The sequence below is a fragment of the Thioalkalivibrio sp. AKL7 genome, assembly GCF_000381705.1.
GTDB classification, from domain to species: domain Bacteria; phylum Pseudomonadota; class Gammaproteobacteria; order Ectothiorhodospirales; family Ectothiorhodospiraceae; genus Thioalkalivibrio; species Thioalkalivibrio versutus.
This window is the reverse complement of sequence record NZ_KB906962.1, coordinates 1-13,582: the sequence shown is the minus strand read 5'-3', so window position 1 is coordinate 13,582 and position 13,582 is coordinate 1. Positions and strand designations below refer to the sequence as shown.

Annotated in this window: 11 protein-coding genes; 4 read left to right on the top strand and 7 right to left on the bottom strand. The window is 66.4% G+C overall.

Annotated features, from left to right (window positions below):
- From G315_RS0113585 to G315_RS0113565, 5 genes are all read right to left on the bottom strand, one after another.
- A partial coding sequence (locus G315_RS0113585) for a tetratricopeptide repeat protein (RefSeq protein WP_231370720.1) occupies positions 1-1,437 on the bottom strand: 1,437 nt, incomplete at its 3' end.
- An 11-nt stretch (positions 1,438-1,448) separates the two neighbouring features.
- Positions 1,449-2,786: a PEP-CTERM-box response regulator transcription factor gene (gene prsR, locus G315_RS0113580; protein ID WP_018144846.1), complete on the bottom strand. Its 1,338-nt coding sequence runs from the start codon at positions 2,784-2,786 to the stop codon at positions 1,449-1,451.
- A gap of 61 nt (positions 2,787-2,847) precedes the next feature.
- Positions 2,848-4,896, bottom strand: coding sequence for an XrtA/PEP-CTERM system histidine kinase PrsK (gene prsK, locus G315_RS0113575; RefSeq protein ID WP_018144847.1), 2,049 nt, complete (start codon positions 4,894-4,896; stop codon positions 2,848-2,850).
- A 7-nt stretch (positions 4,897-4,903) separates the two neighbouring features.
- Positions 4,904-6,298: a TIGR03013 family XrtA/PEP-CTERM system glycosyltransferase gene (locus G315_RS0113570; RefSeq protein ID WP_018144848.1), complete on the bottom strand. Its 1,395-nt coding sequence runs from the start codon at positions 6,296-6,298 to the stop codon at positions 4,904-4,906.
- Positions 6,299-6,457: 159 nt separating this feature from the next.
- On the bottom strand, positions 6,458-7,105 hold the full coding sequence (locus G315_RS0113565; protein ID WP_018144849.1) for an XrtA/PEP-CTERM system exopolysaccharide export protein: 648 nt from the start codon (positions 7,103-7,105) through the stop codon (positions 6,458-6,460).
- A 250-nt stretch (positions 7,106-7,355) separates the two neighbouring features.
- Between G315_RS0113565 and G315_RS0113560 the strand changes: the two genes are divergently transcribed.
- From G315_RS0113560 to G315_RS0113545, 4 genes are all read left to right on the top strand, one after another.
- Positions 7,356-8,132: a YdcF family protein gene (locus tag G315_RS0113560; RefSeq protein ID WP_019612694.1), complete on the top strand. Its 777-nt coding sequence runs from the start codon at positions 7,356-7,358 to the stop codon at positions 8,130-8,132.
- Positions 8,133-8,174: 42 nt separating this feature from the next.
- On the top strand, positions 8,175-9,155 hold the full coding sequence (galE, locus tag G315_RS0113555; RefSeq protein WP_019612693.1) for a UDP-glucose 4-epimerase GalE: 981 nt from the start codon (positions 8,175-8,177) through the stop codon (positions 9,153-9,155).
- A gap of 66 nt (positions 9,156-9,221) precedes the next feature.
- Positions 9,222-9,566, top strand: coding sequence for a nucleotidyltransferase family protein (locus G315_RS0113550; RefSeq protein ID WP_019612692.1), 345 nt, complete (start codon positions 9,222-9,224; stop codon positions 9,564-9,566).
- The gene (locus tag G315_RS0113545; RefSeq protein WP_019612691.1) at positions 9,563-9,928 is read left to right on the top strand and encodes an HI0074 family nucleotidyltransferase substrate-binding subunit; all 366 of its coding nucleotides are present in this window, start codon (positions 9,563-9,565) and stop codon (positions 9,926-9,928) included. The genes G315_RS0113550 and G315_RS0113545 overlap by 4 nt, the downstream gene beginning before the upstream one ends.
- Before the next feature lie 49 nt (positions 9,929-9,977).
- Here G315_RS0113545 and G315_RS0113540 read toward each other — a convergent pair whose 3' ends face one another.
- Positions 9,978-13,178 carry a DEAD/DEAH box helicase gene (locus G315_RS0113540; protein ID WP_019612690.1) on the bottom strand — a complete coding sequence of 1,067 codons (3,201 nt, stop codon included), beginning with the start codon at positions 13,176-13,178 and terminating at the stop codon, positions 9,978-9,980.
- On the bottom strand, positions 13,175-13,582 hold a 408-nt coding region (locus tag G315_RS0113535; RefSeq protein WP_019612689.1), incomplete at its 5' end, for a (deoxy)nucleoside triphosphate pyrophosphohydrolase. The genes G315_RS0113540 and G315_RS0113535, both read right to left, overlap by 4 nt.

The following is a 13,582-nucleotide window of genomic DNA, read 5'->3' as shown; positions in this document are numbered from 1 at the left end:
GAGTGCCTCGTCGTAGCGTCCTGTCTGCAACAGGTACAGCACCAGCGTGGTATCCACCTGCTGGGCCGAGGCCTCGCCGCCTCCGGCGGCGCGCAGCGCATCCAGACCTTCTTCCGTCTCCCCGCCCCGGAGCAGCGCCACCGCCAGCAATTCCTGGAGACCCTGCGAACCCGGGCTCGACGCCGCCGCGTCGCGCAACGCATCGATGCCGGCTTCGGAATCGCCGGCAACCAGCAGCAGTCGCCCGCGCAGCTCGGCCATGTCGGCCGGCTCGCCGGTGTAGTCACGGCTTGCCCGCTCCACGAACTGCAGGGCATCCTCCACGCGATCCTGTTCCAGATAGATCGCCGTCAGCGTACGAATGCCCTGCAGCGATCCGGGGCTCTCCTGAACATGACGATTGAGGTTGTGTTCGGACTGCTCCATGTTGCCGAGACTGCGATGAGCCAGGCCGAGGCCCAGAAGCGCCGGGCTGTAGGAGCGATTGCCGGCCAGGGCCTGCTCGAAACTCGCCCGCGCTTCGCTATGCCGCTCCTGCTCCATCAGGAGCATCCCGTCCAGATAATGCACGCCCGGATGCGACGAGCCGCCTTGCTTCAGGCCGTCGACATCCGCCCGCGCACCCTCGTAATCACCGGCATTCAGACGCACCATCGCCCGCGCCATGTGATCGCGCCCCGAGGCCGGGCGCACTTCGATGGCTCGACTGAAGGCCTCTTCCGCACCCTCGGGGTCGCCGGTGATGCGCCGATACTCGCCCAGGAGACTCCAGGCCTGTCCCAGCTCGGGCTGCAGGTCAAGGGCCCGCTCCAGGGATGCGATCGCGTGCTCGGCATCGCCCTGGGCCATCGACAGGTGGGCATGCGCCAGGGCCTGTAGCGGCTCCTGCTCGCGCTCTCCAATCTGCGCCAGCTCGCCTTCCGCCGCCTCGCGCTCGCCGACGGCCGCGAAGGCGACGGCCCGCAAGGCGTGCAGCCGCGGCCGCTCCTCCGCCGCCAGGTCCTCCGGCACCTCCTGCTCACGGATGCGCACAAGACGATCGGTCGCGAACCACGCCTCGGCCAGCGGCAACGCCACCTGAGCGTCCGGGATCCCGAGCGACTGCGCCCGCTCCAGCTGACGCAGCGCCTCCTCGGGGTTGTTCAACTGCAGGTACACCACCCCGAGCCTTTGCCGAGTGGCGGGGGCATCGGTATTCAGCTGCAGGGCATTGCGGTACTCGATGCGCGCGCCCTGGTAGTCGCCCTTCTCCTGCAGGGCCTGGGCGCGTTCGAGGTAGTCCTGTTCGCTGCCCGCCCCGATCTGGTCGCAGCCGGCCAGACCCACACCGGTGGCCAGCACCACGGCCAGGGCCAGGGGCTTCAGCCGCCCGTTCGGTATCCGGATGGGGCGGGGCCGGGCGAGCCCGGCGTCTTCTTGCATGTATCGGGTAGTCACTATGGTGCTCCTCATCTGAGCCCGTACTTGTCGAGCAGGCCGTAGAGCGTTGGACGGGTAATGCCGAGAGTGTCGGCTGCCTGGGCGATGTTGCCGTTCGTGCGCCCCATCGCCTTGATTACGGATTGATATTCGGCCCGGTCACGGGCCTCGCGCAGGCGCTCCGGCGGCGGATCCTGATCCCGGTCCTGCAAGCCGAGATCTTCCGCGGTCACCAGATTGCCGTCGGCCATGATTACGGCGCGCCGGATCAGGTTCTCCATCTCGCGCACGTTGCCGGGCCAGCTGTGGCCCTCGATCGCCCGCAGCGCATCGGCAGTGAAGCCGCGGCGGGGTTTGCCCTGCTCGCGGGCGAAGCGTTCCAGAAGCGCATGCGCCAACAGGGTTGCGTCACCCTGACGTTCGCGTACCGGGGGGATGTCGATGGCGATCTCGCTAATGCGATAGAACAGGTCCTCGCGAAAATCGCCCGAGCGGATCAGCGCCTGGAGGTCCTGATTGGTCGCACCGATGATGCGCACATCCACCGGGATCTCGTTGCGCCCGCCCAGACGCTCGACCGTGCGCTCCTGCAGAAAGCGCAGGAGCTTGGCCTGCAGGCTCTGCGGAAGATCGCCGATCTCGTCCAGGAACAACGTGCCCTTGTCGGCGTGTTCGATCTTGCCGATAGTCTGGCGGGTAGCACCGGTGAAGGCGCCCTTCTCGTAGCCGAACAGCTCGCTTTCCAGGAGGTTCTCGGGGATCGCGGCGCAGTTGATCGCAACGAAGCGCTCCTTGGCGCGGTTACTCAGGTCATGGACGGCGCGCGCCAGGACCTCCTTGCCGGTGCCGCTGTCACCCAGCAACAGCACCGTCGCGTCGGAGGGCGCCACGCGTTCCACCATGCGGCAGACCTGAAGCATGCGCGGATCCGCAGTGATGAGCCCGGACAGCGAAGAGACGCCGCCACGGGCCAGGCGCCGATTCTCCTCCTCGAGCTCGTACAGCCGCGCGGCGCGGTCCACGATCAGACGCAGGAGTTCGGCGTCCACGGGCTTGATATAGAAATCGTAGGCCCCCAGGGCAACGGCCTTCAGGGCGTTCTCGCGATCATCGTTGCCGGTGACCACGATCACCTTGACCCCGGGATTGAACGCCAGGATCTCCTCCAGGAGTGCCAGGCCCTCGGTGGCGTTTGCGGGGTCCGGGGGCAGACCCAGGTCCAGCGTGACCAGCTCGGGCTCGTGACGGCGCATGTGGGACATCGCGCTGGCACGATCCTGGGCCTGGAGGATCTCGTAGCCGTCCAGACACCAGCGCAACTGGCTTTGCAGGCCGGTGTCATCCTCGACAATCAGAAGCTTGAGCATCGACTCCATTACATTGCACCCGGCCCGGGGAGGACGTGATGGTGGACGGCGGGGAGGGTTGTCATGCGCCGTGCTGCGGCAGGCGCAACGTGAAGGTGGTCCCCTCGCCGACGCGGCTGGAAACATCGATCCGCCCGCCCATCCGGACCACCAGGTCGCGGGCCTCATACAGCCCAATACCCATGCCGGCGTTTCCCTTGGTAGTCTGAAACGGACGGAAGAGCCGCCGACGAACGAAGTCCTCGTCCATGCCGGACCCGTTATCCTTGATTCCGATAATGACCCATTGATCCCGGGTTTTCAGGGTCAAGGTTATATCGCCGTTATCCGGTGTGGCCTCCTGCGCATTCCGCACCAGGTGCAGCAGTACATTCCGCAGGGCATCACGGTTTCCGAGGACCTCCGCGGATGTGTCGATCGCCACTCGGGGCAGCGGATGGATCTCGCGGCTATCGCCGGCGACCTCGCGCAACAGGGTGTCCATGGCGATCGCCTGACGCGGGCTGTCGGCACCCGGTTGCGCCTTGCGCAACTGGGCGAGGGTGCGTTCCAGACGCTCGCGTGCATTGCCGACGGTGCGGAAGGCGTCCGCCACGAACTCGGGGTTGTCACGGTGACGCTCGGCGTTGGAGCTGATCAGGGACAGCTGGGCCGATACGTTCTTGAGGTCGTGGACCAGAAACGCCGCCAGCCGGTGGAAGGTCTCGAACTGACGCGCCTCCAGCAGCGCCTCGTCGGTCTGCACCAGGGCCACGTAGACCGCCAGCTGACGGCCCGCGGTCTTCAGCAGGTCGCGCTCCTCCCAGTCGATACGGTGCCGTGCCCGCGGCTGGGCGAGCACGACAAAACCCTCCAGACCATCGCTTTTCAGGAGCGGCACCACGGCCCAGTGGCGCGGGTTGTCGACCAGCCACTGCGGCAGATCGAGCCCGTGATAGAACGCCGGATCGCGGCGGAACTCGTCAATATCGATCACCCAGCCGGACTGCGTCAGAAACGCCACCAGCGGGTCGTCCGGTTCCATTGACGGATAGTCCGGCTGGCCCAGATTCAGGACCCCGTCAAGGGCGAAGGTGCTGTCGTCCCGACGAACCCACAACAACCCCCCCGGACTCTCGACCAGCTCGCCAATGGCCTGGATGGCCCGCTGGCGAAACGGGATCTCGTGGTCCGTCTGCGCCAGGGTGCCGGTAAACCGCAGCCACTCCTGGCGGTAGTCGTAGCGATAGTTGAAGAAGTGCTTGGCCAGCCAGACGCGCAACTGGGCGCGGACGCTGCCGGAAAACAGCACGATCGCCAGGAGCAGCACGGCCCCGAACAGCAGGGTGACCTGCAGCAGCGCGCCCAGATCGCCCCCGTGGTGGCGCAGGTAATACCCCGCGCCCCCGACCGCCAGCAGATACAGCCCGGCCCCGAACAGCGACGCGGTGTGAAACAGCAGATGGCGGGACACCGTGGGCCCCTCGCGGTGCGGCAGGCGCCGGCTCACCGCGACCGCGAGCAACGGGACCACCAGCGCGTTGACGAACCCGCGGGCCTGCCAGGACGGGCTGTCGATCGTCTGGAACAGCACCAGATCCGCAAACAGGAACAGGTCGAACGCGAACAGGCCACCCAGGCCCAGGCAGAGGAACTTGATCTCCCAGCGATTCTGCGGCGGCGTGTTGCGGTAGACCTGCTCCACCAGCACCAGTCCGGCAATCGCCATCAACAGGGTTGCCAGCCCCGGCCAGATGGCGCCCAGCAACTGTGGCCACAGCATCGGCACCAGGATGAACAGCAGGAACGCCGTGGTGGCCGCCCCCCACCAGCGCAACGCACGCGGCTCCACCCCGGGGCGGCTGCCACTGCCGGCGAGCAGCGCCAGCAACACCGCAAACCAACCGGCATTGCGCGCCACCTCCATCACCCCACCGGAGATCGCAGCACTGGTCCCGTAGTGCCAGGCCAGAAAGCCCAGATATCCCGCCCATCCCACCGACAGCAGCGAGGCCAGCACCATCCACAGGGCCGAGGGGCGATTGCGCCAGCGCACCACGGTCACAACGGCCAGGACCAGGAACGCAAGTGCCGCCGTCAGATAGCTCGTCGCGGCCAGGGGCATCAGCATCGCGGATTCAGCGGGCCCCGCGGCCGAACAGTACAACCTTGACGGTCTCGAACAGGATCAGGATGTCCAGAAACAGGGTGTGATTCTTCACGTAATACAGGTCGTACTGCAGCTTCTGCCGCGCATCCTCGACCGAGGCCCCGTAGGGATACCGCACCTGAGCCCAGCCGGTGATCCCCGGACGGATGGTGTGGCGCGCGGGGAAATAGGGGATCTGCTCGGTGAGCTGTCCGACGAACACCGGCCGCTCCGGGCGCGGTCCGACGAACGACATGCTGCCCTGGAAGACATTGATAACCTGCGGCAGTTCGTCGATGCGCAGCTTGCGGATAATGCGCCCGACACGGGTGATGCGGTCGTCGTCATGCACCGCCCAGCGCGCGACGCCATCGACCTCGGCGTCCTCGCGCATGCTGCGGAACTTGCAGACCTCGAACGGGACGTTCCCCTGACCCACCCGGGTCTGCCAGTAGAACACCGGGCCGCGACTCTCCAGCTTGATCGCCAGGGCGGTGGCCAGCATCACCGGCAGGGTCGCCGCCAGCAGTGTGGCGCTGGCCAGCACATCGAACGTCCGTTTCACCGCGTTGCGCGTCCAGTGCTGCCGGAAGCCTTCGCCGAAGATCAACCAGCTGGCGTTCAGCGAGTCCAGCTGGACCTTCTGCAATTCGCGCTCGAAGAAGCTCGAGACGTCGGTAACGGCAACCCCGTTGAGCTTGCACTCAAGCAGCTGCCCGATCGGCAGGTTGTGGCGTCGGTCGCGGATCGCGACCACGATCTCGTGTACTCGGTGCTCACGCGCCATGTCCAGCAGGCTGGCATCGCTCCCGAGCTGGAAATGGCGTCCCGGATCCCGCGCGCAATCCTTCTCGCCCTGGGTAGCGATGTACCCGAGGACCCGATACGGCAGCTCTTCCGAATACTTGTCCGGATGGATCGTGTCGATCGCGCAGGCCCGGCTGCCGGTGCCCAGCACCAGGACCCGGCGCTTGAAGGCATCCGCATCGGAAAAGTTGCGCCAGAGGGTCCTTTCGGCGACCAGACCGGTCAGCAGGAGCAGCACGCCGCCGCCGACTGCGATCGGCGAAAACAGCGCAGCCGGGACCATGGCGCCATAGGCCAGCAGCAGCCCGCCCACCACCAGGATGGCCGGAACCAGGCGCAGTAGCGACCGTAGCGTGCTGCGGGTCGCGAGGTAGTCGGATTCGTACAGGCCGGCCAGAGTGAGGACGACCAGGACGACCAGCGTCGCCACCATCAGCTGGGGGTCCAGCAGGCTGAGAGCCTCCGGCTGGAAGGGCGGCAGGGTCAGCACCGCATACAGGCACAGATACGCCACGAGCAACTCCGCGCCCGCGAGCATCAGGACGCGGCGGCGGATGTAGTGGCCAAAGATGCGCACGACTAGCCGCCTCGCCGAGGCGCGTGCACAGAAGAGTTGTTTGTCCTTTTCAGGGGGTCCATGGCTACCGTCCCCGAGCCCGATCAATGGGGGCGGTCGTTCCCGGGCGGTGCCTCAAAGGCCCACCCACCCGGAAACCGGCCCCCCGTTCCGGGTTCGTCAGAAGCGTCGTTCAGGAATGATCAGCGTGTCACCGGGCAGCATGTCCACGTTGGCCGAGATATCGCCACCGTTGACCAGGTCGTCCAGGCGCACCCCATATTGCTTGCGCTCGCCATTCTCGTTACGCACGATCACTGCGCGATTGCCAGCGGCAAATTCGGTGATGCCGCCCACCGCGATCATCACATCCATCACGCTCATCTCCTCGCGATATTGCAGCGCCTGCGGCGCGGCGGCCTGCCCGATCACGCGGATCTGGCGACTATAGGGCCCGGCAAAACCGGTCACCATCACCGTGACGATCGGGTCACGCAGGAAGCGGGACAGCTCCTCCTCCATCACACGGGCCAGCTCCGTGGGCGTCTGCCCGCTCGCCTGGACATCCTCGACCAACGGGGTCGTAATTTGCCCGTCGGGGCGTACCGAGACGCCGGTGGAAAGATCCGGGTTGCCGCGCACGGATACCTGCAGGGAATCGCCGGGACCGATGATGTACTGCTCGATCACCGTGCGCTCGATGGAGGTCGGGGCCTCCGGGTAATCCGTCGTGGCACAGCCTGCCAGCAACAAGGCCGGCAGCAGGATGACGAAGCCAAACCTTGGCCCGGACTTCGACCCGGCCTTTGGAGCATTGATCAGGGACATCACGACTCCCCCTTGGAGATTCTGGCGGTTGTTAGAGGCTTCACCCGACCGGGAACGGGGCCCGCACCGCACCTCAAAGGTCGCGGAAACTGGCTACGCTTACCGGGAATACCGGATTCCACAAGCAACTTGATGTTAGGCCTCGGGTATGAACAGAGTCCACGTAAGGTCTTCATTCCCGGCGCTCCAGGACTAACGTTCGTGTTACGGAGACGTCGGGCCATCTACCTCCACCGAACAGGAGTGTCCCGTGGAGTTTCTGTCTCTCCGCTTCCTTGCCGACTGGTTTCTGCTCCCGCCCAGCGGCCCGCTCCTGCTGGCCCTGGCGGGCCTGCTTCTGTACCGGACCCTGGCGGGCAAGGCCCTGCTGACCGGCGGGCTGCTCCTGACCTACGCGTTCAGCATCCCGCCCGTCAGTCACGCCCTCATGGCCCCGCTGCAGGCCGCCTACTCGCCGCCCGACACGGCCGCGCTGGAACACGCCGAAGCCATCGTCGTGCTCGGCGCCGGGTATCGCAGTGGTGCGGTGGAATTCTCCGGCGAAACGGTCAACGACCTGGCCCTGGTGCGACTGCGCTACGCCGCCGCCCTGCACCGGCAAACCGGACTCCCCGTGGTCGCCACCGGTGGCGGCCCGGAGGACCGGGAACCGGAAGCCCGCTGGATGGCCGAGGTCCTGGAGGAGTTCGGCGTCAGTCCGGTGTGGCAGGAAACCCGTGCGCGCGACACGGAAGGCAATGCCCGGCACTCGGCCGCGCTGTTGCACGAACGCGGCATGCAACGCGTCCTGCTGGTCACCCATGCGCACCACCTGGCGCGCGCCACAGCGGCATTCGAGCGCGCCGGGCTGGAGGCCATCCCGGCCCCGACCGGCGCCTTCGTCGCCCACGACACGAGGCTGTCGTTAGGCGCCTTCAAACCCCAGGCTAACGCCATGCGCACCAGCTGGCTCGCCCTGCACGAGTACCTCGGTATTCTGTGGTATCGCTGGCAATACGGTCGTCGCCCGGCACCGCCGGGCACCTGAGGCGGCCCGCCAGCCCAACCCATCACAACCGGGGGGCGACGGATGAATCTGCTGGTAACGGGCGGCGCCGGATACATCGGCAGCCATGTCCTGCAGCATCTGCGCAGGGGCGGGCACGACGTCACCGTGTACGACAACCTCAGCACCGGGCACGCCTGGGCCGTGGGGGATGCCGAGCTGGTCGTCGGCGACCTGGCCGATACCGGGCGCCTGCGAGAAACACTCGAACGCGGCTTCGACGGCGTACTCCACTTTGCCGCGCACATCATCGTTCCGGAATCGGTCACCGACCCGATCAAGTACTACGGCAACAACACCCGCAACACCTTCAACCTGCTGGAGGCCTGCGCCGCCACCGGCGTGCGCTACTTCGTGTTCTCCTCCACCGCCGCCGTCTACGGCATCCCCGACACCGTCTCGGTCGCGGAGGACGCACCGCTACAACCGATCAACCCCTACGGCGCCTCCAAGATGATGTCCGAACGGATGCTCATGGACCTGGGCGCCGCCTCCGACCTGCGCTACGTCAGCCTGCGCTACTTCAACGTCGCCGGCGCCGACCCCGAAGGCCGGCTGGGCCAGGCCACCCCGGACGCCACCCACCTGATCAAGGTCGCCTGCCAGGCCGCCACCGGCCAGCGCGACGGCATCACCGTATTCGGCACCGACTACGCCACCCGCGACGGCACCTGCGAACGCGACTACATCCACGTCGAGGACCTCGCCGCCGCCCACGTCCGCGCCCTGGAACACCTCGACGGTGGCGGCAACTCGCAGGTGCTCAACTGCGGCTACGGCCACGCCTACAGCGTGCTCGAGGTCATCGACGCCGTGAAACGCGCCAGCGGCGTCGACTTCCCCGTCACCCTCGGCCCGCGCCGCGAAGGCGACCCACCCGCCCTGATGGCCGACGCCCGCCGCATCCGCCAGACCCTCGCCTGGGAACCGCGCTACGCCGACCTCGACCTCATCGTCCGCCATGCCCTCGCCTGGGAACAGAAGACGGCGCTACAGACCGCCTGATCCGTATCTCCCAGGCATTGAGGGCCGAATGCTATAGTCGAGCCAAAGCCCAAGGCGGTCCGAAACATGGCATCGACCCTCCACGCCAGCACCGGAAACACGGCAGAGGCACTCCCGCCCCGCGAACGTGTGAACCGCCTCGCGCATGCGGCCGCGGAACTCGTACGCGAAGAATTCGGCCAGGATGCAAAGGTGTTCTGGTTCGGGTCCTGGCCACGCGGCACCGCTCGGTGGAACTCGGACATCGACCTCGCCGTGCTGCCTGCCAGGGAGGTTTCCATCAGCGACTGGGGCCGACTCCGCGGGCACATCGAGGACCTGCGCACCCTCTACACCTTCGACCTGGTGGATATGACCGAGGTCAGCGATGAATTGCGCAAGGAAATCGAAAGCGAGGGAATCCCGCTTTGACCACCGTCCGCGACAGTTTCGGCAAGGCCCTCGGCCGGCTTGAAGAAGCCCTGCAGGCGCCCACCAGCGACCTGGCCCGGGATGCCAGCATTCAGCGGTTCGAATTCACCTTCGAACTGGCGTGGAAATCCGTAAAGGCAGCCGCGGTGCCCGAAGGGCTGGAGTGCGCGTCGCCACGATCCTGCCTGCGATTGGCTCTGAGCCAGAGCTGGATATCGGATGAGGCCATCTGGCTCGCCATGCTGGATGACCGCAACCGCGCCTCGCACACCTACGACGAAAAGCTGGCCGAGCAACTCTACTCCCGGCTGCCGGGATATCTGCCCGCCTTGCGGCAGTTGCAGGGCGCGCTACCCACCTGAGAGCAAATCCCCAGGCAACCAGCACTCAAGCAAGCCTGTACTTCTTCCTTTACAGGACCGTGCGGCGGGCGAGGTGCAGGAGCCGCGCGGGCAGTTCGTAATCCAGCTCCCAGACGATGCTCATCGGCTTGCTGCCTTCGTGGTGCTGGTAGCGCACCGGTCCGCAGAAGGTGAACGGCTGGCTCAGGCCGGTGGCGTCACGCTTGGCCGGGCGTATGAACAGCATGGGGGTGTAACCGAGCTGTTCGTGGTGGATGTAGCGCTGCCCGGTTTCCGAGCTGGGTGAGGTGCCGGACTGCGACTGCCAGTGGAACCGCCGCTCGTTGAGGGCGTAGTCCTCGTACATGGTGGTGGGGGAGAACTCCTGCTCGGATTTTTCCAGGGTGACGAACAGCGCATCCACGCGCCGTTCCGGTACGTGCCGGACACCCTCCTGCTGAGTGATGGGCTTCTCCAGGCTACCGAGGCCGAGCGCCAGCAGGATCTGCTCGCGGGTATAGGACGCGTGCAGTTCCAACGGACCGGTCTGCTCCAGGAATGTGATGCCGCTGGCGGGGACGATGCGCTCGTGTCGCCAAGCGGCGACCTCCTGCAGATCCCGGTAAAGGGGGCGCTGTTCGCGGACGAAACCGTCCACGGCCGAGAGGTCCCCATCCCCCGGCCGTGTCTTGCCCCATAGCGTGCTGTGGACGAGGGCCAGTCGAAGCCGATCCTCTTCGCCAAGCTGTTCCACGTTCGCCGCCGGCTGCGCCAGATGGGTCTGCAGGGTTTCCAGCAACTGCCGATCGTCACACCGTGCCAGGCGCTGCAGCCCGCGTTTGAGGCTGCTGGCATAGGGCCCCAGGGCTTCGGTCGATTCTCCTCCGCAGTCTGCGCGCAGCCGGGAGGGCAGGTCCTTGCGCAGCAGGTCTTCGGCATCATCCATATGCAGGCAGTCGAGCATCCTGGACAGGCTCGCGGAGTCGATGTCCTCCTGGAAACAGGCCTTCAGCTCGCGCACGATCTGCGGGCGCTGGCGGTTGATCTGTGCACGGATGTTGTCGAGGACCCGCTGGGTGGCCAGGCGGTCGAGGTGGATCAGGCAGCCGCTGGGCAACCAGGGGAAGCCCTCCTGGATCTGGTGATCCACCCGTTTCTCCGGCCGCGCGCTCAAGGCCCGGAACCGATCGGCATAACGAAAACGCCGATCCTGCGGCGCCACGAAATCCAGCACGGTCAGGTGTGGCTTGCCCTCGTGCAACCGCAGTCCGCGGCCCATCTGCTGCAGGTAGACGGTCAGGCTCTCGGTCGGGCGCAGCAGCAAAACGGTGTCCACCTCCGGCAGGTCCACGCCTTCGTTATAGAGGTCCACCGTAAAGATGAAGCGGATGCGCCCCTCGCGCAGGTCGCGCTGTACCGACTGCCGCTCATGATCCGAGCTGTCGCCGGTTAGCACCGCGCTGGGCACCTGCTTGGCCGAAAAATGCTCGGCCATGAACCGGGCATGGGCTCGACTGATGCAAAAGCCCAACCCGCGAACCGAGCCGAGATCCGTCGCGTGTTCATGGGCCTGCTGCAGGACCCAATCGGCGCGCGCCCGGTTGCCGGTGAACACCCCTTCCAGTTCTTCGGCGTCATAGCCCCCGCGCCGCCAGCTCACCCGGCTCAGATCCACGGACTCATGGTCGGCCACGCCGAAGTAGTGGAACGGCACCAGCAACCGACGCTCGATCGCATCCGGCAGGCGGATCTCGTGGGTGTAGCGGTGGCCGAAGTGTTTGCGGATGTCGTCGGCGTCCGTGCGCTCCGGCGTCGCCGTCAGGCCCAGCAGGCACTTGGGCCGCACATGGTCGAGGATGCGCTGGTAACTGCCGGCGCTACTGTGGTGCGCCTCATCCAGCACCACGTAATCGAAATGCTCCGGGGCCAGCCGGTCGAGGTCTCGCGCATTCCAGCTCTGCACCGTACAGAACAGATGGCGGTCCTGACTCGGGCGCGCCCCACCCACCAGCAAGTCACCGAATTCGTGGTCCTGCAGCACTTGGCGGAAGCTCGCCATTGCCTGACGCAGGATCTCCTCGCGGTGCGCGATGAACAACAACGACGGACGCCCCTTATCCGCCTGCTCACGCGCAAAGCGCCGATAGTCGAACGCGGCGATCATGGTCTTGCCGGTCCCGGTGGCGGCGATCACCAGATGGCGGTCGATGCCCGAACGGCGTTCGCGCTGGATGTCCTCCAGGATCTCCTGCTGAAAAGCGTAAGGCCGCAGGTCGAAGAACGCGGTGGCGTCTTTCTGCGCCCCGGGCCCCGAGCTGGATTCCGATTCCAGTGCCTGTTGCAGGCGGGGAAGGTCATCGGTGGTGAGCGGTTCGAACTCCGCCGGGTCTGCCCAATGCGCCTCGAACGAGGTCTGGATCTGGCGCCACATGTGCGGCAGCTCGTACTCGCTGACCTTGGCCGTCCACTCCAGCCCCTCATCCATCGCCACGCGCGAGACATTCGCCGAGCCGATATAGGCACTACCGAACCCCGTGCTTCGATGAAACAGGTAGGCCTTGGCGTGCAGGCGCGTGCGGTGCGTGTCGTACGAGACCCGAATCTCCGTGTTCGGCAGGCTTAGCAGAAACTCGATCGCCTTCAGATCCGTGGCCCCGAGGTACGAGGTCGTCGCGATCCGCAGCCTGGGTGCGCCATCAGCGGTCGGGGTTTCGGTAAAGCGCTTCAGCGTTTCGCGCAGGGCGCGAATCCCGCTCCACTTGATGAAGGACACCAGCCAATCGGCCCGCTCCGCACTGGCCAGCTCCTTCTCGATCTGCGTCACCAGACTCGGCGTGCGATCGGACCCGGTGAGCAGGCTGGACAGCGCCAACGGTATGTCCGGCCGCGGTGTCTCCTGTTGCCCCACCTGGTCGGCAGCCGGAGAGCGCACCTCCAACAACTGCCGAAACGGCGGCCGGGGAAGGTCTTCCTCGATCCCGGATAGCGGATGCCCCGCCGCAGCCAGCGCATCCGCCAGCCCCTGCACGGCCCGGGTCCAGTCCTCGTGTCCCTTCTCGCGCAGCTCACCCGCGCGCTCCCCGAGCCGCTGGGCCAGCTCGGCGACCAGGCTCATCGCGAGATCGTCGCCCTCCAGGCCCTGGCTCCAGCGGGCGTGCTCCTCCAGCCCCAAGGCCTCCAGCGCCTGCCGTACCCGAGGCGTATCCAACCGTTCATGCAGACCGACCCATTGGGCACCGGACAGGGATTTGGCGGCGTTATCTCGGCTCATCCGGAACGTGCGGCAATAAAGGCTTCGAGCAATGGGATGTCCGCAGGCGCAAGCTCGAGCCCTTGAGCCTCCAATGGCGACAACCAGCACCAGTGATCGTGCACCGTCAGCACCGGGCTCTCATCTTCCGTCCACGCCCGCAGCGCCACCAGCTCAAGGCCCCCATTACCCGGAATCGGTGTGCGCCCGACCTCTTCCCCCACCCGTATCTCCATCGCGAGCTCTTCACGGAATTCGCGGCACAACGCAGCCTCCAGGCTTTCGCCCGGCTCTGCCTTGCCCCCGGGGAATTCCCAACATCCCGCCAGCGCCTGATCGGCCCCGCGACGCGCCAGAAAGATACGCCCCTGTGCATCCTCCAGAATGCCGCAGACCACCACCGCCTGATTCACTTCCGTGAGCGT

Excerpts from the sequence above, each read along its gene's own strand:
- prsR (WP_018144846.1), bottom strand. The coding sequence starts at position 2,786 with ATGCTCAAGCTTCTGATTGTCGAGGATGACACCGGCCTGCAAAGCCAG.
- prsK (WP_018144847.1), bottom strand. The coding sequence starts at position 4,896 with ATGCTGATGCCCCTGGCCGCGACGAGCTATCTGACGGCGGCACTTGCG.
- G315_RS0113565 (WP_018144849.1), bottom strand. The coding sequence starts at position 7,105 with ATGTCCCTGATCAATGCTCCAAAGGCCGGGTCGAAGTCCGGGCCAAGG.
- galE (WP_019612693.1), top strand. The coding sequence starts at position 8,175 with ATGAATCTGCTGGTAACGGGCGGCGCCGGATACATCGGCAGCCATGTC.
- G315_RS0113550 (WP_019612692.1), top strand. The coding sequence starts at position 9,222 with ATGGCATCGACCCTCCACGCCAGCACCGGAAACACGGCAGAGGCACTC.
- G315_RS0113540 (WP_019612690.1), bottom strand. The coding sequence starts at position 13,178 with ATGAGCCGAGATAACGCCGCCAAATCCCTGTCCGGTGCCCAATGGGTC.